This is a genomic window from Roseovarius pacificus, assembly GCF_900142665.1.
GTDB classification, from domain to species: domain Bacteria; phylum Pseudomonadota; class Alphaproteobacteria; order Rhodobacterales; family Rhodobacteraceae; genus Roseovarius; species Roseovarius pacificus.
In genome coordinates this window covers 105,383-123,333 of the sequence record NZ_FRBR01000011.1, presented here as the reverse complement: position 1 = coordinate 123,333, position 17,951 = coordinate 105,383, and the positions used below count along the sequence as shown (strand labels likewise).

The window sequence follows — 17,951 nt, the reverse complement described above, 5'->3', positions numbered from 1 at the left end:
GAGGAAAATAGATGATCAAGACGACGTACAAATTTGCAATCGGGTTGGCGCTAGGCATGTCTGCACAAGCGGTTTCAGCCGAAACGACGCTGACGTTTGCCGACTGGCAGGTGCCGGCGGCCTCAACGACGCGTGAGGCAGCGCAGGTCTTTATGGACAAGGCAACGGAGCTGTCGGATGGGGAAATTACCTTTGAGTATTTTCCGGCTGAACAGCTTGGCAAAGGCGGCGAGATGCTACGTCTGCTTCAGACCGGAGTTGCAGATGTTTCGCACGTATCGCCGGCTTATATCACGGACAAATTTCCGCTGACGACGGTGTCAGAGCTTCCGGGCATGCCGCTCGATTCCTGTGCTCTGGCTAATGCGGTTTATGAAATGGCTCAGCCCGGAGGAGCGCTCTATGAGGCCGAGTTCAAACCGAACGGCATCCGGCTGTTGTTTGCCGGAAATCTTGGACCTTACAGCATTCTGACGACAGAGACACCGATTGCGGCGCTTGATGATATTGAAGGGCTGAATATCCGAACGGCTGGCGGCCCGATGGAGATGACAGCGACGGAATTGGGGGCCAACGCAATTCGGATGACGGGATCTGAAACGCTTCCCTCGTTGTCGCGTGGAACACTTGACGGTTTGCTTTGGCCGGTTCCATTGGTCGAGGACTGGGGACTTGAGGAAGCGCTGAATAACGTCACGCCTAATCTCAGTACAGGTAGCTTTGTTGTGACCTATTCGATCAGCGAAGGCACCTGGAACCGGTTTAGTGAGGCAGAACAGACGGCGCTCATCGAAGCCGGGAAATACGCCACTGATCACTATTGCGACTTTGTTAACCGGACTTGGGCTGAGAGTCTTGAGCGGTTGGAAACTGTACATGGCATTAAACCGCTGGATCTGCCCGACGCTGAGATCGCAAAAGCCGAGGAACGGTTCGGAAAGGTACATGAGCAATGGATCGAGGGGCTGGCTGGGCGCCCAGTTTCGAGCCAGGACATCTATGATCAGTTCCGCAAAATCGCAAACCGTTAGTCGGATCATGCGGTAAACTGGATGCCGGGGTGATCTGGCATCCAACCACCATCGCGCAGCCTCTTCCGGGCGGTGGCATCATACCAGATCGGGAGCACATTCATGAACTCCATTTCCGACGCGCCATCCCCTGGCGGTGGCGGCCTGTTTCGCGGGATTTACAATAAGATTGATACCGCGACGACGGTGATCGAACGTCTGCTTTTCTTTATCTGTGCAATTGCCATTGCCGTCGCCATGGTCCTGACCGCCGTAGATGTCTTTCTGCGCTATGGGTTTAGCAGTCCGTTAGGCTGGTCCTTTGATTTTGTCATGCTCTACCTGATGCCTGCAGCCTATTATCTCGCTTTTTCTCATGGGATGCGGATTGGTGCACATCTGTCTGTCGATTTCTTCGCTGACAACTTTCCCAGGCGTTTGATGCGAGGTGTCTATCCGGCGCTGATGATGGTTGCTGCGGCGCTCATCGCCGTGATCGGGTGGCTGATCGCTGACGAGGCCATGACAAGCTTTGAGGCGGGTGAGACGCTGCTTGGATCTGTGCGGTGGCCGACATGGCCCACGGGCGCAATCATCAGCGGCAGCTTTCTGGTGCTTTCCGTTAGGCTGGTTCTTATCGCCTGGCGCGCCGCTTTTCTCGAGGATTGATTACGATGGATATCGTTCTGCCTATCGCATTGCTGTTGATCCTGCTCGTGTTGAGTATCCCGGTGGCGTTGAGCCTCGCCTTGGCTGGGGTTGTGGGAATTTACCTTCTCAAAGGAATGCCCTCGTTGATCGGAATTCTGTCGACGGCTCCGAAGTCCTCACTGGCGAGCTATGAGCTCTTGACCATTCCAATGTTCATTTTGATGGCGGAGTTCATTGGAATGAGTGGCATATCAAGCAACTTATTTCGTGCTGTCTCGGTGTGGGCTGGGCGTTTGAAAGGCGGACTTGGCATTTCCACAGTTGTAACCGGGGCGCTGTTTGGTGCCGTTTCAGGGTCAAGCACGGCGGCGGCGGCGACGCTGGCACGAACCAGCATTCCCGCGATGTTGGAAGATGGCGTAGAGCCGCGCACGGCCGCCGGCATTGTGTCGATGGCAGGCACAATCGCCATGTTGATCCCGCCGAGTGTTGCGTTGATTTTCTATGGTCTTTTGAGTGGCACAAATATCTCGGCGCTCTTGATTGCGGGGATCGTTCCAGGGCTGTTCGTTACGCTGGTGCTATCGCTGACGATCTGGCTAACGACCCCACGGCGAGAAAACGCAGTTCAACACAGCTGGAAGGAAAGGTTGGCTTCTCTCCGCGTGGCGATGCCGTTTCTCTGTCTGTTTGGAGCGGTGACAGGGCTCATTTATACGGGGGTTGCGACGCCAGTTGAGTCCTCAGCAGTTGGCGCGCTTGCTGCCTTTGTCTTTGCGCTGGCGACGCGGACTTGCACATTTGATGGGCTGAAACAGGCCTTTGCAAATACGTGCGCCGTCACAGCCATGATTGGGCTGATCATCGTATGCGCACAGATCTTCGGATATTTCATCACGATGTCGGGCATCGCGCGGAATCTTGCGTCGGCGGTTGGCGGATCAGACGTGCCGCTCGCGCTGGTGCTCGGGGCAATTGTACTCATTTACCTGTTTCTTGGGCTGTTTCTGGATCTTATCTCGATCCTGATCTTGACCGTCCCGGTGATGCTTCCGGTGGTGCAGCATCTTGGGCTCGATCCAATTTGGTTCGGGATCGTGATCATCCTGTTGGCTGAGATTGGCATCGTTACACCGCCGGTTGGGATGAACGTTTTCGTTGTGTCTTCAGTGTCTGGCATCCCTCTGCGTGACTGCTTCGCGGGTGTGCTCAGACCCATTCTAGCTGTGCTGATCGTGGTGATCGCGCTTGTCGTCTGGCCCGAGATTACGCTCTGGCTGCCAAATACAATGAAATGATCCGGGGGATATCTAATGACTGAGAAGAGAAAGATTTTGATCCTTGGCGCAACCGGCGTGATCGGGCAGGCGGCACTGCGGCATTTTGGTGAGTCGGAGGGATGGTCGGTGTTGCCGGTGGCGCGGCGGGTTCCCGAGGGGGATGACAGGTTTTTGAGTCTTGATTTGCTCGATACGCAAGCCTGCGCTTTAGCCCTGGGCGCTCTGAGTGACATCACTCATGTGCTCTACGCCGCTGTTTACGAAAAGCCCGATGCCTTGATCGAAGGTTGGCGCGACCCGGAGCAAATGACGAATAACGACCGAATGCTGCGCAATGTGATGGAGCCGCTCTTGGCTGGGGATAGCCCGCTTGAGCATGTTACGTTGTTTCAGGGGTCAAAAGCCTATGGCAGCCATATCGAAACGCAAGTGCCCATTCCCGCAAAAGAGAAGTGGCCGCGTCATCAGCACAAGAACTTCTATTGGTTGCAAGAGGACTACTTGCGCGAAAAGCAAGCCGGGCAAGGTTGGGCGTTTACAGTTTTGCGACCCCGGATCGTGTTTGGCGGAGCCTTCGGCAGCAATATGAACCCGATTTCGGCGATTGGCGTGTATGCGGCGCTTCAGCGTCGGCGGGGTGAGCCGCTGCACTATCCCGGCGGGCCGGAACGGATCAATCAGGCGGTGGACGCGGACCTGATCGCACGGGCGTGTGCATGGGCTGCAACAGCGCCAACGGCCCGCAACGAAATCTTTAATATCGACAATGGCGATGTCTTCATCTGGCAGAACGTCTGGCCGGCGATATGCGATGCGCTCGAAATGAAGATGGGGGAGGCGCGTCCACTCTTTCTCGAAACTCTTCTGGATGGAACGGGCCCTGAGGATTGGGCCGCGATTGTCGATGAACAGGGGCTGCGCGCGCCACGCGATATTCGCAAGGTGGTGGGGCAGAGCCTTGGCTACACAGACTGGCAGATGGCTACGGGCAAAGAGACGGCGCCCAATCCTGTGATCGCGAGCACGATTAAAATCCGACAGGCGGGGTTTCACGAATGCATTGATACCGAGGACATGTTTCGAAAGTGGTTCGGGATTTATCGCCAGGAACGATTTCTGCCGTGATGACCGATGGATCGTCACGAGAGGGGAGCGATCAAATGCATATCAGGATTGGCAGTGGCTCGGGTTGGTGGGGCGATAGGATTTCTCCGGCAGAGTTGAGCGCGCGCGAAGGTCGTCTGGACTACTTGTGCTTTGAAACCATGGCCGAGGCGACGATTTCCACAGCGCAGGTCCGGGCGCGTTCGGATGAGGGTTTTGCTGGTTACGACACTTATCTGGAGGATCGGATGAACGCCGTCTTGCCGCATTGTATCCAAAACGGCACGCGGATCATTTCGAACCAAGGCTGGATCAATCCACTGGGTGCCGCACATACGGTTCGCCGGATGCTTGATGCCCTGGGGCGGAGGGACTGGAAAGTTGCCGCGGTCACGGGGTCGGTCATCACCGATACGGTGTGTGGGTCGCAAGCCCCTATCCTTGAGACTGGTGCGCCGTTGGCCTCACTTAGAGAAAACCTGATTTCGGCCGAGGTCTATCTTGGTGCAGATGCGATTGTGGAGGCGTTAGAAGCAGGGGCGGATGTCGTGATTACCGGGCGAGTGGCCGATCCTTCCTTGTTTCTTGCGCCGATGATTTATGGTTTTGACTGGGACCGCAATGATGCTACGCGCCTCGCCCGTGGAGCGGCGATAGGACATTTGCTGGAATGCGGCGCGCAGCTTACCGGCGGGTATTTCGCCGATCCCGGCGTGAAGGACATTCCTGAGCCGTGGAATCTCGGTTTTCCGATTGCTGAAGTCGAGCCGGATGGAAGCGCGACGTTTACAAAGATTGCCGGAACTGGCGGGCTCCTCGACCGACGCACCGTTCTTGAACAGATGTTCTACGAGGTGCACGATCCGGCGAATTACATCACGCCTGATGTCATCGTGGATTTTACAACTGCTGTGATTGAGGAGACTGGACCCGACCAGGTTCGTCTAAGTGGCATATCAGGCAAGCCTGCGACGGGAAGTTACAAGGTTTCCGTTGGGGCGCATGAAGGGTTCATCGGTGAAGATATGTTTTTTTATGCCGGACCCGGTGCGCGCGCGAAAGCCGAGTTGGCGCGCCACATCCTGATGGAACGTTTCGCCATTGTGGGGCTTAAGGCCGAGGATTTGCGTATAGACATTTTGGGGGTCGATGCGATTCACGGCGCGGCCTCACCAGAGCCCGGTTGCGAACCCTATGAGGTTGCCGTCCGGGTCGCCGCGCGTTGTCTGGATCGCGCTGAAGCGTTGAAGGTTGGGCGTGAGGTCGACGGTATGGCTGTGTCCGGGATTGCGTCGACAGGGAAACGTGTACCGTTTCAGGAACGAGTGCGCGAGGTGGTCGGCATCTGGTCGGCGCTGGTCGACAAAACAGCGGCATCGGGCCGGGTTGAATTCGTTTAGGAGGCTGCAATGGATGTCATGCTTCGCCGGTTGGCACATACCCGGTCGGGAGATAAGGGCAATACCTCGAACATTGCTGTAATAGCCTATGATCCTGCATTTTATCCACTTCTTCGAGAGCAACTAACCGCCGAGCGCGTGGCTGCTCGGTTCGGGACTGCGTTTACCGGGCCCGTACATAGATACGAAGTTGATGGGCTGGGCGTTCTGAATTTCGTTTGCGAAGGCGCATTGGGCGGCGGTGTGTCACGAAATTTGTGTTTGGACAATTACGGCAAAACGCTTGCCGCTGCGGTGCTCGATATTCCGATTGCTGTTCCTGCCGCGCTTGAGGTGCGTCTGCGCTGAGGTGCAAAATGTTGCGCTGAACGAAACGAATGTTCTGATAGTTCTCTAACACTATGGTTTTGCGTTGAATGCTGCGGTGAATGTGTTTCGTTGAGGGGAATATGATGACTGAAACAGATAAAAGATCAACTGGCCAAGCAGGTGGCGGATCAGGCGGTCAGGCCGGTGCCACCCCGTCGTCTGCTCCATCGACGGTGGGAGACACGTCCGGCAATGCGATGATGGGCGTTACCCGCGCTGTTGCTGTGCTGCGTTTGATCGGTGCCGCACCTGAGCCGGGGCTGCGGTTGCGCGATATTTCAGAAGCGCTCAGTATGCATAAAACATCAACGTCGCGTATGCTTTCGACGTTGATCGGCCTTGGAGTTGTCGATCGTGACAGGAACCGGTGCTATCGGATTTCCGACGATTTCCGCGCTAGCTTTGGTACGCCGCTGACGACGACACGGTTGCGGCAAGCGGCTCGGCCGGCGCTTGGAATGCTGTCTGAACGGCTTGAGGACGTTGCTTTTCTCTCCGTGCCAAATGGGCTCGATTCCCTCTGTGTTAGCCGAAACATTGGCTCTTATCCGATTCAAGCGTTGTCGCTCAATGTCGGTGGTCGGCGGCCGTTGGGTGTAGGGGCGGGCAGCCTGGCACTCTTGGCTTGGGAGCAAGAAGAGGAGCGGAACCGTCTGATCGAGATGCAGCGCGGGAGGCTTGGGAAGTACCGCGTCGAAGTCGAGGACATTGCCGCGGCGGTCGAGCAGGCGCGCGCAGATGGCTACACAGACCTTCCCGGTTTTGTCGTTCAGGGCATGACGGGCATGGGCATTCCCGTGCGTGATCCGTCAGGCGTTGTTGTTGGTGCACTGTCTGTCGCGGCGATTTCCGAGCGGCTTGCGGGTAGTCGCCGTGATTTGGCTATCTCCGCTTTGCGGGAGGCAGCTGCAATGGTTGAAGCGCAACTAACAGCCGGGTCGGGTCGGCTCGTTGATCAGCACGAAAGCGATGGGCGGGACGGCGAAGCCGTATGACGGTCAATCATCAAGGAGGAGGAAATGATGAAGATAAGAACGCTTAAAGCATTTGTGCTGGCTGGCATGACATGTTTTGCAGGCAGCGTACAGGCGCAGAACCTGACGCTGGCCTCGGGTCCCTCGGGAGGGACGTGGTATCCGTTGGGCGCGGCGCTGGCCAAAATCATCGAAGAGGAAATACCCGGCACTCGCGTTAGCGTCGTAAATGGCGTGACCGTGGCAAATATCCTTGGCACGAATGCGGGACAATACGATCTGGCGCTTTCGCTTTCGACGTCGAATGTGGATGCGATTGAAGGTGTTGGCGATTCTTTCCCGGCCACGCAGGACAATATTCGCGGGATCGTTGGGTTTTACCCGGCACCTTATCAAATGGCGGTTTCCGCGGACAGCGATATCCAAACGATTTCGGACTTTTCGGGCAAGGTGATCAATCCAGGCGTCGTCGGGGGGGCGACCGATGTTCTGACGCACGCCATTCTCGATCTCAACGGGTTGTCTTATGACGACATGGACCGTGTTGAGCGGTTGTCATATGCCGATGCCTCGATGCAACTCAAGGACGGGCATCTCGATGTGTTCTGCGGAATCCTTTCGGTTCCGTCGGGGGCAATCACCGAAGCTGCGCTTGGTAGTGGTGTACGCCTGATCCCGATGGACGAGGAAAGCATCTCGAAACTGAAAGAGAAAAACGGTGGCTATGTCAGCGTTGAAATTCCGGGCGGCACCTACAAGGGGCAAGACGAGCCTGTTCCGGCCATCGGTATGAACAACGTTCTGATCGCCAACGCTGATCTCGACGCAGATCTGGTGGAGAAAATCACGCGCGCGATTGTTGAGAACGCGGAGAAGCTTCACGCGGTCAACGCAGCCTTGAATAATTTTGGGCCAGACACGGCTGCTAACGGTATCGGGGCAGAGCTCCATCCCGGTGCAGCCGCCTACTTCGGTCAGCAGTAAACACGGTCGAAGATGTGGGCCGGTTGCGTGTCAGAACGCGTGGCTGGCTTACTCCGAAAAGGAGACAGAACGTGAGACATGTTGCCATCGCGGCAAGTATCTTGCTCGCAGCCTTTCACTTCTGGACGGCCACCAGCGGCGTTTTTGAGAGCTTCACCCAGCGGAATACCCATCTGCTTTTGGTGCTCGCTGCGACAACCGCTTTTGTGCTGAGCAGGGACAGGCAGGCAGGCGACTTGCGCCATAAAATCATGGCGGTGGCGAGTGTCATGTTGTCGATTTCGCTAATCTATAACCTTGTGAATGCAGATTTTTTTGCCAACCGAATGGCATATGTCACGCCTCTCGACGGGCTTTCTATCGTGATGGCGCTGCTCGGTATGGCGGGACTGTTGGCCGTGGCAATCTTGATGATGGGGTGGGCATTTGGCCTGATCATCGTTGTATTTTTGATCTATGTCGCCCTGGGGCAGGTTTTGCCGGGGGCGTTCGGTCATCGCGGCTTCGGTCTCTCGTGGATCGTGGATCACCTCTATTATACGAAGGAAGGGGTGTTTGGCATCCCGCTTGGGGTCTCGGCGACCTATATCTTTCTTTTCGTATTCTTCGGTGCGTTGCTTGATCGCTGCGGTGGGGGCAAGTTCCTGATTGATCTCGCACTGGCTATGACAGGCCGTCTACGCGGTGGACCGGCCAAGGCGGCAATCGTTGGCTCCGCAATGATGGGTACGATCTCGGGCTCTGCCGTAGCCAATGTCGTGACGACCGGTGCTATCACCATCCCGTTGATGAAGCGCAACGGTTACCGTCCGCATTTCGCGGCAGCAGTCGAAGCGGCGGCGTCTTCCGGAGGACAACTGATGCCGCCGGTTATGGGGGCAACGGCTTTTGTTATCGCAGAATTCGTTGGCCGCCCTTATCAGGACATCGCGGTATCGGCGGTGGTTCCGGCCTTCCTGTTTTATCTTGGGATATTCTGTGCCGTGCACTTTGAAGCCGTGCGTCAGGGGATCACTCGTTCAGGTGAGCGTATTGAGGGCGGGCTCTGGACTGGGGTGCTCTATCTGGTGCCGATCGGCGTTGTGGCGGCGGCGGTGTTTGCTTTTTCTCCGATGCGGGCCGGTGTTTTGGGGAGCGTCTCGGTGCTTGTCGTTGCCGCTTCCTACATGCTGTTTCGTGGTGAGATCGTGCAACTTCCTCGGCGGATTCTAGAAGGCATCGAGGCCGCTGCGCGGGCGATGGGTCCGGTTGCCGTGGCCTGTGCCGCGTCCGGGATGATCGTCGGGGTGTTGAGCCTAACGGGGCTCGGACTCACGCTTAATAACGCGATTCTGCACTTGGCCGGGCAATCGCTTTGGGCGGCGCTCGTTTTGACAATGTTGTCGTCACTGATTCTCGGGATGGGGTTGCCGACGGTGGCGGCCTATCTCGTGCAGGCCGGAGTGACTATTCCGGCGCTGGTGTCGCTTGGAGTCGCACCGATCCCGGCGCACTTGTTCGTTTTTTACTTTGCAATTCTTGGCAATGTGACCCCGCCTGTGGCTGTAGCGGCATATGCGGCTGGGGGTGTGGCGCAAGCTGACCCCGCGCGCACAGGATGGACCGCGCTGGCGATTTCGGTTCCGGCTTTCATCGTACCCTACATGTTCGTCCTCGACCCGGCGCTCGTGTTGCAGGGCGGATGGTTGGAAATACTTGTTTCTGTTGCAACGGCCATCGTCGGTGTTGTTGCTCTTGCCGGCGCGATTGTTGGTTCGCTGTGGCGGAGGATCGCGTTTGCCTCGCGTTTGCCGCTGGCCGCAGGTGCGTTGCTGATGCTGATCCCGGGTATCTCCACAGATGTTGTTGGCGCTGTGCTGATCCTTATCGGGATTGGTTTCGCTGCATCGCGCCCGGCATTTAACGCAATCGAGACGACCTCTGAAGAACGGGAGAATGCGCCATGAAACACGCATTTGTCGCTGGTGTTGGCCTCACGGCTTTTGGCCGATGTGAGGGAGAAGACACGCTTGATCTTATGAGCCGTGCGGCGTGTAACGCGTTGGACGATGCGGATCTGGAACGCCATCGGGTCGACGGGCTGGTGACAGGCTATTCCACTGCGATGCCGCATCTGATGTTAGCGACACTGTTTTCGGAACATTTCGGTTTGCGCCCGTCTTATGCCAATGCGCTTCAACTCGGCGGGGCAACGGGTGCTGCACTTATCATGTTGGCCAAACTGCTTGTTCAATCTGGCCAATGCGAGAACGTTCTCGTCGTGGCCGGTGAGAACCGACTGACCAATGTGGGCGGTCGCGATCAGGCGATCCAGACGTTGGCGCAGGTGGGCCATGCCAGGCAAGAGGTGCCGTTCGGTGCGATGATTCCTGGCTATTACGCGCTCTTAGCGGGGCAATACCTTCACCAGACTGAAGCGACCGAAGAGGATCTGGCTGAGATTGCCGTCTATATGCGTCGCCAGGCAGCGCGCACGGAAGGCGCTCATATTACCGTGCCGCTTAGCCTTGACGAGGCGCTTGCCTCTCGTCCGATTGCGACACCGTTACGGCTGGCTGATTGTTGTCCAATTTCCGATGGCGCTGCGGCCTTTGTGATCTCGGTACAGCCCTCTGAGCACGGCGCAGTGAGGATCTCCGGTACAGGGCAGGCGCATCACCATCAGCATATCTCAATAGCGACAGACTCGAAAAACTATGGGGCGGCCGATGCCGCAGGTCGGGCTTTTGCCGAGGCCGGGGTGGAACGCGGAGATGTCGAGATCCTCGGAATTTATGACAGTTTCACAGTTACACTTGCAGTTTTGCTTGAGGAAACCGGCTTTGCACCTCGTGGGCAGGCCGGGCGTCAAATTGCGCAGGGTGCCCACGAGGGTAACGCGCTGCCGCTCAACACACATGGCGGATTGCTGAGCTATGGTCATCCGGGCGTTGCCGGTGGGATGGCGCATATGGCCGAGGTGACACGGCAGATGCAGCGGCGCGCGGGGGCGCGGCAAGTGCCCTCACCGGCACGCACAGGCTATGTTCATGCCGATGGCGGGGTGCTTTCGGCCCATGTCGGATTGGTTCTCGAAACGGATCGGGGGTGACGGAATGAAAGCAATCGGTGACTATATTGCAGCGGCTTACGCAGCCGGGCGCATCGCCTATCAGCATTGCTCCGGTTGTGGGCAAAATCAGATTTTTGCACGGGATTTCTGTGTCACCTGTCTGCGACCGGAGCCGGAGTGGCGCGAAGCCGGAGGGATCGGGAGAATCGTGGCCTGCACGACCATGCATCGTGCGCCAACCTCCGAGTGGAAGGCGCGTCTGCCCTATGCCATTGCCCTTGTCGACATTGCAGAGGGGCTACGCGTTATGGCGTTGGCCGACAGCAACTTGTGCGCTGGAGATACGGCGCGCCTGCGGGATCAGCCCGTTCACGATCTTCCCTATTTCGAACCCATGGTGAAAATATGAGCCTTTCCTTTCTTCTCAACCCGTCCAGTGTTGCGATTTTCGGGGCCTCCCAGAATCCTGAAAAAATTGGCGGCCGTCCGATCCGCTTTATGAAAGAGATGGGATATTCCGGCCGGATTTATCCTATCAATCCAGGTCGTGAGAGCGTGCAGGATCTGCCGTGTTATCCGGATCTCGACGCGCTTCCCGAAGTTCCACAGGCAGCGATTATTGCGGTATCCAAGGAGCGTGTTCTGGAGACGCTACACCGTTGTGCTGAACATGGGGTGAAGGGTTGTGTCATCATGGCCAGCGGGTTTGGCGAAGCCGGAGAAGAGGGTCGCCGGGCCGAAGAGGAGATGCGCACCATTGCCGCCACCAGCGGAATGCGGATCGTGGGGCCGAACAGCCAGGGGTTAGCCGATTTTCACACCGGCGCGATTCTGAGTTTTTCGACCATGTTTATCGAGGAACCCCCCGAGGCCGGGCCGGTGGCCTGTATCAGCCAGAGCGGTGCAATGAGTGTTGTGCCCTATGGTCTGCTGCGCCAGCGTGGTATCGGTGTTGGCCATTGCCATGCCACGGGGAACGATGCCGATGTGAGCGTTAGCGAACTGGCGGCCGAAGTCGTACTCGATCCGAAGGTGAAGCTCTGTATTCTCTATCTGGAAACGCTTCAGGATCCCGCTAATCTGGCGCTTGCCGCAGAGAGAGCACGGGCGCGCGGAGTGCCGATTATCGCGCTGAAATCAGGCCGCTCACCCGATGGGCAGCGTGCCGCCGCCTCGCATACTGGTGCCATTGCAACCGAAGATCGCGTGATCGACGCCTTTTTGGAACGCCACGGGATCTGGCGTGCCGAGGGGACAGAGGCGATGGTTCAGGCAGCGGAACTTTATCTTCAAGGCTGGCAGCCTTCGGGCAAGCGGATCGCAATAGTGTCCAACAGCGGGGCAACCTGCGTACTTTCGGCTGATGCGGTCGAACGTTACGGGCTTAATCTGGCTCGTTTCGCACCGCAGACGGAGGATGTCATTCGTGGGGTGCTGCCGGATTTCGCAGCAAGCCGGAACCCGATCGACATTACCGCTGCGTTGCTGACCGACAGCGGTCTGTTTGGCAAAGTGCTTCCGGAGGTGGGCGCGGACCCGAATGTGGATATCCTGATGATTGGCATTCCGGTCAGCGGCAAGGGTTATGATTTCGAACGTTTCGCGCAGGATACGGCGGATTTTATGCGGACCTATGGCAAGCCCGTGGTGTTGGCCGCACCACAGCGCCTGGTGCGCGAGGCCTTTGCGCGCAAAGGAATCCCGACTTTCGAAACAGAGGATGGCGCGATACGGGCATTGGCGCAGTTTGTTGATCATATGGCTCTGATGCGCGATGCGGTGGGAGGATCTGTTGCACCCGTGGCTGGTGTCGGCATTGGCCAGACGACTCTGGACGAGTTCGCATCGCTTGCTCGGGTGGCGGAAAAAGGGGTGCGCGTGCCTGGACGGCGGATATGCGCAACGTCGGAAGAGGCGCAGGATTTCCTTGCCGGATGTCCCGGTGGGATCGTCCTGAAGGCGAATTCACCCCAGATTCCACACAAGTCCGAGCATGGCCTCGTGCGTGTGGGGCTGAAGACCCCTGCGGAGGTGGCGCGGCATTTTTCCGAAATCAAAACGAAGCTCGGGGAAATGGATGTCGCTTTCGAAGGCGTTCTGGCGGCCGAGATGCTTTCACCGGGACGCGAGCTTGTAGTGGGAGGGCATCTCGATCCGGTGTTCGGACCAGTTGTCATCGTTGGTGATGGGGGGATCGCTGTCGAGGCCATGCCTGATAATCGCCTGCTATTGACTCCATTCACGCAGGAGGATGTGACGGTGGCGCTCTCACGGCTGCGGATCGGGCCCCTGTTCGACGGGGTGCGCGGTGGCAAGGGGCTTTGCGCTCAGGCAGTTTTCGAGGCGGCTCGGGGAGTTGCTGAATTGCTTTCGGAGGGCGAAGTGCTCGCGGTTGATATCAATCCGCTGATTACTACGACCGATGGCGCAACGGCGGCGGATGCATTGCTGGAGGTACGAACATGAGGCAGCTCGAAGGTAAAAGGGTACTCGTGACCGGGGCGTCGGGTGGTCTGGGATTGCATTTTGCACAGGTTCTTGCGCGGGAAGGCGCGATGGTGACTCTGGGCGCGCGTCGTGAAAACGCGTTGGCCGAAGCGGTTGCCGGGATCACCGCAGCAGGAGGGCGGGCAAGCCATGTTCTGTTGGATGTCGGTGACACCGCGTCCGTCGAAGCGGCCTTCGAAGGGCCAGCCTACGATATTGTGGTCAACAATGCCGGTGTTACCCATGAGGGCCCCGCGCTTTCGACAACGCCCGAAGACTGGCGTCGGGTGATCGACACCGATCTGACCGGGGTTTTCACCGTGGCACAGGCGGCGGCGCAGCGTCTGGTCGATGAAAAGCGACCGGGTAGCATTATCAACATTGCCTCCATCCTCGGCCTTCGGGTTGCGGGCCACGTTGCCGCCTATGCCACGGCCAAGGCCGGTGTGGTCCAGCTGAGCCGTTCGCTCGCTTTGGAATGGGCACGACATGGCATTCGTGTGAACACGTTATGCCCCGGCTATATCGAAACGGACCTGAACAGGGACTTTTTTGCGTCTGACGCCGGGCAGGCCTTGATCCGTCGTGTTCCGCAGCGACGACTTGGACAGCCCGAAGATCTTGACGGCCCGCTTCTCCTGCTAGCTTCTGACGCCAGTCGTTTCATGACCGGAACAGAGATTGTGGCGGATGGTGGTCACCTCGTTTCATCGCTCTAAGGATCTGATATGGATTTCACTATTCCCCCCCGCATCGAGGACTTCCGCGCCCGTATTGCACGGTTCGTGGAGGACGAGATTTTACCGCTTGAAGCAGACCGCGCGAATTATGACCCGCACGAAAACATCAGGACCGATGTTCTGGAGTACCTTCGTGAGAAAGCGCGTACAGAAGGTCTGTGGTGCTTGCAGTTGAAGGAAGAGACCGGCGGACAGGGCCTTGACAAGATGGGTATGGCGGTCTGCTACGAGGAAATGAACCGCTCGATTTTCGGGCCCGTCGTCTTTAACGCGGCGGCGCCGGATGACGGTAACATGATGGTACTGGAGAAAGTTGCGACCGAGGACCAGAAGGAACGTTGGTTGCAACCGATCGTGCAGGGCAAGGTTCGTTCGGCCTTCGTCATGACCGAGCCGCATCCCGGTTCCGGCTCGGACCCCGGGGGCATGATGCTGACCACCGCCACCAGAAAGGGTGACAAGTATGTTATCCGGGGTCGAAAATGGTTTATCACAGGAGCTGAGGACTCGGATCATTTTATCCTCGTGGCGCGCACGTCAGACGATCCGCGCAAGGGCCTTACGGCGTTTTTGCACGGCAAGAGCGAGCCTGGTTTTCGTATCGACCGACGTATTCCGATTATGGGACCGGAGGAACATGGCGGCCATTGCGAGATCGTCTATGAGGACATGGAGATACCTGCCGAGAACCTGCTCATGAACGAGGGCGATGGGCTGAAAATGACCCAGATCCGCCTTGGGCCGGCGCGCTTGACCCATTGTATGCGCTGGTTGGGCCTCAGCAAACGGTGTGTCGAGATAGCCAGCACCTATGCGCATGAGCGCTTTGCTTTTGGCGAGCGGCTTTCAAAGCGTGAAAGCATTCAAATGATGCTCGGGGATCTGGCTATGCAGATCGAGATTGGCCGGATGCTGGTAATGAAGGCAGCATGGGAATTGGACCGTGGCGGCTATGCCCGCAAAGAAGTGTCGATGGCAAAAGTACATGTGGCCAATGTGCTGCACAAAGCCGCCGATACCGCGATCCAGATCAACGGGGCGCGAGGGTATTCCAAGGACACGCCGCTGGAATGGATTTATCGCTATGCCCGGCAGGCCCGGCTGGTCGACGGTGCGGATGAGGTTCACAAGATGGTTCTGCACCGTAACGTCGAGGCACAGGGCCGCGGTTTCTGGTCTTGGGATGTAACTGAAAACTGAGGGGGGCACCGGCAATGCGGGACGAAGCATATCTTGCGCCGCGGGACGCGAACTTCAGGCCTCTGACACCATTGGATTTTCTCGAGCGAGCTGTGTCCAGCTACTCTGATCGGGCAGCAGTGATCTGGCGCAATCAAAGCTGGAGCTACGGAGAATTCAACGGCATCGTAAGGGAGTTTGCGGCTTGGCTGGAGGCGCAGGGCGTAGGTCAGGGCGATGTTGTTTCGATGATGTGTTCCAACCGGCCTGAAATGCTGGCAGCACATTACGCGGTGCCGATGCTGGGCGCTACGCTGAATTCGATCAATACGAGGCTTGATGAGGAAACTGTTGAATACATCCTCGGCCATTGCAAAAGCCGTCTGGTGATCGCCGATCCAATGTGCAAACCCGTTGCCGAGGCTGCGGCAAAAGAGGTCGGTTTGCCATGCATCGGTCTTGCTCCGGACGGACGTAACATGGCGACTGGGCTTGCGCTCCTTGGTGCTGCTCCTGCACTGGCGGCCGATATGACCGCCCGGATAACAGACGAATGGCAGCCGATCGCACTCAACTATACATCAGGGACAACCAGTCATCCGAAAGGGGCGGTACTTCATCATCGCGGAGCCTACCTTAATGCGCTCGGTAATATGCTGGCACTCGGATTCAATGAACGAACCGTTTACCTTTGGATTCTGCCCATGTTCCATTGCAACGGCTGGTGCCACACTTGGGCGGTCACGGCGGCGGGTGGCGTGCATGTCTGTCTCGACCAGGTCGACCCGACCGAAATATTCCAGACTATCGAAAGCGCCGGTGTTACGCATATGGCCTGTGCACCGGTCGTTCTCTATATGCTACTCAACCACGAGGCACGCGGTTTGCGAGATCCGGCAAAACGTGTGACGGTCGCTACCGGTGGGGCAGCGCCAACAAGCACACTTATCTCTCAGATGGACGAGATGGGCTTCGGGTTTATCCATCTGTATGGGCTGACCGAGTGCTACGGTCCGGTTTCGCTGCGGACCCTGGATGAATCCGAGGAAGTGCTTGAAACCAGTGAGCGGGCGAACTTGCTTGCCCGTCAGGGGAGCCGTCATGTTGCGGCCAACCGTATCCGGGTGGTGGATGAAGCGATGAATGCGGTGCCTTTGGACGGAAACACGATTGGTGAAATTGTGTTGCAGGGGAATACTCTCATGGCTGGCTATCTTGGAGACTCTCAAGCAACCGAAGACGCGTTTCGGGATGGGGTGTTTCACACCGGAGATTTGGCTGTAATGCATCCCGACGGGCAGATCGAAATCAAGGATCGTGCGAAGGACATCATTATTTCTGGAGGCGAGAATATTTCGAGTCTCGAAGTTGAAAACGTTTTGCACCTTCATCCGGCGGTTATGCTGGCCGCAGTTGTTGCGAAGCCGCATCCGAAATGGGGTGAAGTCCCCTGTGCCTTTATCGAGATCAGGTCAGGCTGGTCAGTCGAACCCGAGGAGTTGCGGCTCTTTTGCAGAGCGCGTCTGGCGCATTTCAAGGTGCCGCGTGAGATCGTCTTTGCCGAACTGCCAAAGACAGCCACCGGCAAGATCATGAAGTTTGAATTGCGACACCAGACAAGCGAACAGGGAAGCTAGTCCGACATGACTGCCATAAGCAAATCCGCCACCGATTTTGCGCCTGAAGCGCTGCATGGTTTTCTCAACGACCGCTTTGGCGCGCGTGAGCATCTTGAAATCGAAAAAATCTCCGGTGGGCAATCCAACCCTACTTACTTCGTGACGCATGGCGACCGTCGGCTTGTGTTGCGTAAAAAACCTGTTGGTCCCATTTTGCCGGGCGCTCATGCGATTGAGCGTGAATATCGCGTCATGTCGGCCCTTTACCCGACGGGTGTTCCGGTGGCAAAACCGGTGTTGCTTCACCAGGATACGGCACTTCTGGGCACACCATTTTATCTGATGGAGCGGGTCGAAGGCAGAGTGTTCGAAGATTGCGCGTTGGAGGAGCTTCCAACAGAGGAGCGGCGCGGCATCTGGATGGCGCTGGCTGACGCGATGGCCAAAATGCACTCCATCCGCCCCGAAAAGGTTGGGCTGGACGATTATGGTAAGCCCGGCAACTATTTCGAACGTCAGATCAACCGCTGGAGCAAGCAATGGCGACAGTCCAACAGCGAGCCGATTCCGGCGCTCGATGTATTGGCAGACTGGCTGCCTGCAAACCTGCCCGAGGACGACGGGATGGTGCGTCTGGCCCATGGCGATTTCCGAATGGGAAACATGTTGTTCCACCCGACCAAGCCACAAGTGGTGGCTATTCTCGACTGGGAGCTTTCAACGCTTGGCCATCCGCTTGCCGATGTCGGGTTCTGCGTTATGCCCTGGCATACCAAACCTGAAGAATATGGGGGAATTCTCGGTCTCGACCGGGCGGCGCTTGGTATACCCGATGAGAATGAATTCGTTGCACGGTACATGGAAGGGATACCCGATAGCGCACCGCTTCTTCCGTTTCATAAGGTATTCGCCCTGTTTCGTTTCGCCGTCATCTTTGTGGGGATCGCCGACAGGGCGAGGGCAGGCAGCGCAGCGGCGGAGAATGCCGCTGATGTTGGTTTACTTGCAGAGCGGTTCGCAGAGCGGGCGCTCGAAATAGTCGAAGGTCGCGCACACGCAATTTAAGCGCGGTAGCGATCGTCACGTGGCTTTGAACACAGGA

The 17,951-nt window shown here is 57.4% G+C and carries 16 protein-coding genes; all 16 read left to right on the top strand.

What is annotated here, in order from left to right; translation table 11 throughout:
* Nucleotides 1-11 precede the first annotated feature (11 nt).
* The 16 genes from dctP (at nucleotide 12) to BUB53_RS16395 (ending at nucleotide 17,914) form a co-directional block, all read left to right on the top strand.
* Nucleotides 12-1,031: a TRAP transporter substrate-binding protein DctP gene (gene dctP / locus BUB53_RS16470; protein ID WP_073036035.1), complete on the top strand. Its 1,020-nt coding sequence runs from the start codon at nucleotides 12-14 to the stop codon at nucleotides 1,029-1,031.
* 102 nt (nucleotides 1,032-1,133) lie between these two features.
* Nucleotides 1,134-1,679: a TRAP transporter small permease gene (locus BUB53_RS16465; RefSeq protein ID WP_073036033.1), complete on the top strand. Its 546-nt coding sequence runs from the start codon at nucleotides 1,134-1,136 to the stop codon at nucleotides 1,677-1,679.
* A 5-nt stretch (nucleotides 1,680-1,684) separates the two neighbouring features.
* The gene (locus BUB53_RS16460; RefSeq protein WP_073036031.1) at nucleotides 1,685-2,959 is read left to right on the top strand and encodes a TRAP transporter large permease; all 1,275 of its coding nucleotides are present in this window, start codon (nucleotides 1,685-1,687) and stop codon (nucleotides 2,957-2,959) included.
* Nucleotides 2,960-2,974: 15 nt separating this feature from the next.
* Nucleotides 2,975-4,066, top strand: coding sequence for an NAD-dependent epimerase/dehydratase family protein (locus BUB53_RS16455; protein WP_073036028.1), 1,092 nt, complete (start codon nucleotides 2,975-2,977; stop codon nucleotides 4,064-4,066).
* Nucleotides 4,067-4,101: 35 nt separating this feature from the next.
* Nucleotides 4,102-5,445, top strand: coding sequence for an acyclic terpene utilization AtuA family protein (locus tag BUB53_RS16450; protein WP_143163251.1), 1,344 nt, complete (start codon nucleotides 4,102-4,104; stop codon nucleotides 5,443-5,445).
* A gap of 9 nt (nucleotides 5,446-5,454) precedes the next feature.
* Nucleotides 5,455-5,793, top strand: coding sequence for an AtuA-related protein (locus BUB53_RS16445; RefSeq protein WP_073036023.1), 339 nt, complete (start codon nucleotides 5,455-5,457; stop codon nucleotides 5,791-5,793).
* A gap of 104 nt (nucleotides 5,794-5,897) precedes the next feature.
* Entirely contained in the window at nucleotides 5,898-6,809 is a 912-nt protein-coding gene (locus tag BUB53_RS16440; RefSeq protein ID WP_159437853.1) for an IclR family transcriptional regulator, read from the top strand.
* Nucleotides 6,810-6,833: 24 nt separating this feature from the next.
* On the top strand, nucleotides 6,834-7,772 hold the full coding sequence (locus tag BUB53_RS16435) for a TAXI family TRAP transporter solute-binding subunit (RefSeq protein ID WP_084729233.1): 939 nt from the start codon (nucleotides 6,834-6,836) through the stop codon (nucleotides 7,770-7,772).
* 71 nt (nucleotides 7,773-7,843) lie between these two features.
* Complete coding sequence (locus BUB53_RS16430; protein WP_073036017.1) at nucleotides 7,844-9,718, top strand: TRAP transporter permease; 1,875 nt, start codon at nucleotides 7,844-7,846, stop codon at nucleotides 9,716-9,718.
* Nucleotides 9,715-10,863: a thiolase family protein gene (locus tag BUB53_RS16425; RefSeq protein WP_073036015.1), complete on the top strand. Its 1,149-nt coding sequence runs from the start codon at nucleotides 9,715-9,717 to the stop codon at nucleotides 10,861-10,863. The genes BUB53_RS16430 and BUB53_RS16425 overlap by 4 nt, the downstream gene beginning before the upstream one ends.
* Before the next feature lie 4 nt (nucleotides 10,864-10,867).
* Complete coding sequence (locus BUB53_RS16420; RefSeq protein ID WP_073036013.1) at nucleotides 10,868-11,233, top strand: Zn-ribbon domain-containing OB-fold protein; 366 nt, start codon at nucleotides 10,868-10,870, stop codon at nucleotides 11,231-11,233.
* Nucleotides 11,230-13,290: an acetate--CoA ligase family protein gene (locus tag BUB53_RS16415; protein WP_073036012.1), complete on the top strand. Its 2,061-nt coding sequence runs from the start codon at nucleotides 11,230-11,232 to the stop codon at nucleotides 13,288-13,290. Before BUB53_RS16420 ends, BUB53_RS16415 begins: the two co-directional genes overlap by 4 nt.
* The gene (locus tag BUB53_RS16410; RefSeq protein WP_073036010.1) at nucleotides 13,287-14,030 is read left to right on the top strand and encodes an SDR family NAD(P)-dependent oxidoreductase; all 744 of its coding nucleotides are present in this window, start codon (nucleotides 13,287-13,289) and stop codon (nucleotides 14,028-14,030) included. Before BUB53_RS16415 ends, BUB53_RS16410 begins: the two co-directional genes overlap by 4 nt.
* A 9-nt stretch (nucleotides 14,031-14,039) precedes the next feature.
* Nucleotides 14,040-15,251 (top strand): acyl-CoA dehydrogenase family protein, encoded by a 1,212-nt coding sequence (locus BUB53_RS16405; protein WP_073036008.1) that lies wholly within the window; start codon nucleotides 14,040-14,042, stop codon nucleotides 15,249-15,251.
* 14 nt (nucleotides 15,252-15,265) lie between these two features.
* A complete protein-coding gene (locus tag BUB53_RS16400) occupies nucleotides 15,266-16,867 on the top strand; it encodes an AMP-binding protein (protein ID WP_073036006.1) in 1,602 nt (533 codons plus the stop codon).
* 6 nt (nucleotides 16,868-16,873) lie between these two features.
* Nucleotides 16,874-17,914 (top strand): phosphotransferase family protein, encoded by a 1,041-nt coding sequence (locus tag BUB53_RS16395; RefSeq protein WP_073036004.1) that lies wholly within the window; start codon nucleotides 16,874-16,876, stop codon nucleotides 17,912-17,914.
* The last annotated feature ends 37 nt before the right edge of the window (nucleotides 17,915-17,951 follow it).

Excerpts from the sequence above, each read along its gene's own strand:
- dctP (WP_073036035.1), top strand. The coding sequence starts at position 12 with ATGATCAAGACGACGTACAAATTTGCAATCGGGTTGGCGCTAGGCATG.
- BUB53_RS16465 (WP_073036033.1), top strand. The coding sequence starts at position 1,134 with ATGAACTCCATTTCCGACGCGCCATCCCCTGGCGGTGGCGGCCTGTTT.
- BUB53_RS16460 (WP_073036031.1), top strand. The coding sequence starts at position 1,685 with ATGGATATCGTTCTGCCTATCGCATTGCTGTTGATCCTGCTCGTGTTG.
- BUB53_RS16455 (WP_073036028.1), top strand. The coding sequence starts at position 2,975 with ATGACTGAGAAGAGAAAGATTTTGATCCTTGGCGCAACCGGCGTGATC.
- BUB53_RS16450 (WP_143163251.1), top strand. The coding sequence starts at position 4,102 with ATGCATATCAGGATTGGCAGTGGCTCGGGTTGGTGGGGCGATAGGATT.
- BUB53_RS16445 (WP_073036023.1), top strand. The coding sequence starts at position 5,455 with ATGGATGTCATGCTTCGCCGGTTGGCACATACCCGGTCGGGAGATAAG.
- BUB53_RS16440 (WP_159437853.1), top strand. The coding sequence starts at position 5,898 with ATGACTGAAACAGATAAAAGATCAACTGGCCAAGCAGGTGGCGGATCA.
- BUB53_RS16435 (WP_084729233.1), top strand. The coding sequence starts at position 6,834 with ATGATGAAGATAAGAACGCTTAAAGCATTTGTGCTGGCTGGCATGACA.
- BUB53_RS16425 (WP_073036015.1), top strand. The coding sequence starts at position 9,715 with ATGAAACACGCATTTGTCGCTGGTGTTGGCCTCACGGCTTTTGGCCGA.
- BUB53_RS16420 (WP_073036013.1), top strand. The coding sequence starts at position 10,868 with ATGAAAGCAATCGGTGACTATATTGCAGCGGCTTACGCAGCCGGGCGC.
- BUB53_RS16415 (WP_073036012.1), top strand. The coding sequence starts at position 11,230 with ATGAGCCTTTCCTTTCTTCTCAACCCGTCCAGTGTTGCGATTTTCGGG.
- BUB53_RS16410 (WP_073036010.1), top strand. The coding sequence starts at position 13,287 with ATGAGGCAGCTCGAAGGTAAAAGGGTACTCGTGACCGGGGCGTCGGGT.
- BUB53_RS16405 (WP_073036008.1), top strand. The coding sequence starts at position 14,040 with ATGGATTTCACTATTCCCCCCCGCATCGAGGACTTCCGCGCCCGTATT.
- BUB53_RS16400 (WP_073036006.1), top strand. The coding sequence starts at position 15,266 with ATGCGGGACGAAGCATATCTTGCGCCGCGGGACGCGAACTTCAGGCCT.
- BUB53_RS16395 (WP_073036004.1), top strand. The coding sequence starts at position 16,874 with ATGACTGCCATAAGCAAATCCGCCACCGATTTTGCGCCTGAAGCGCTG.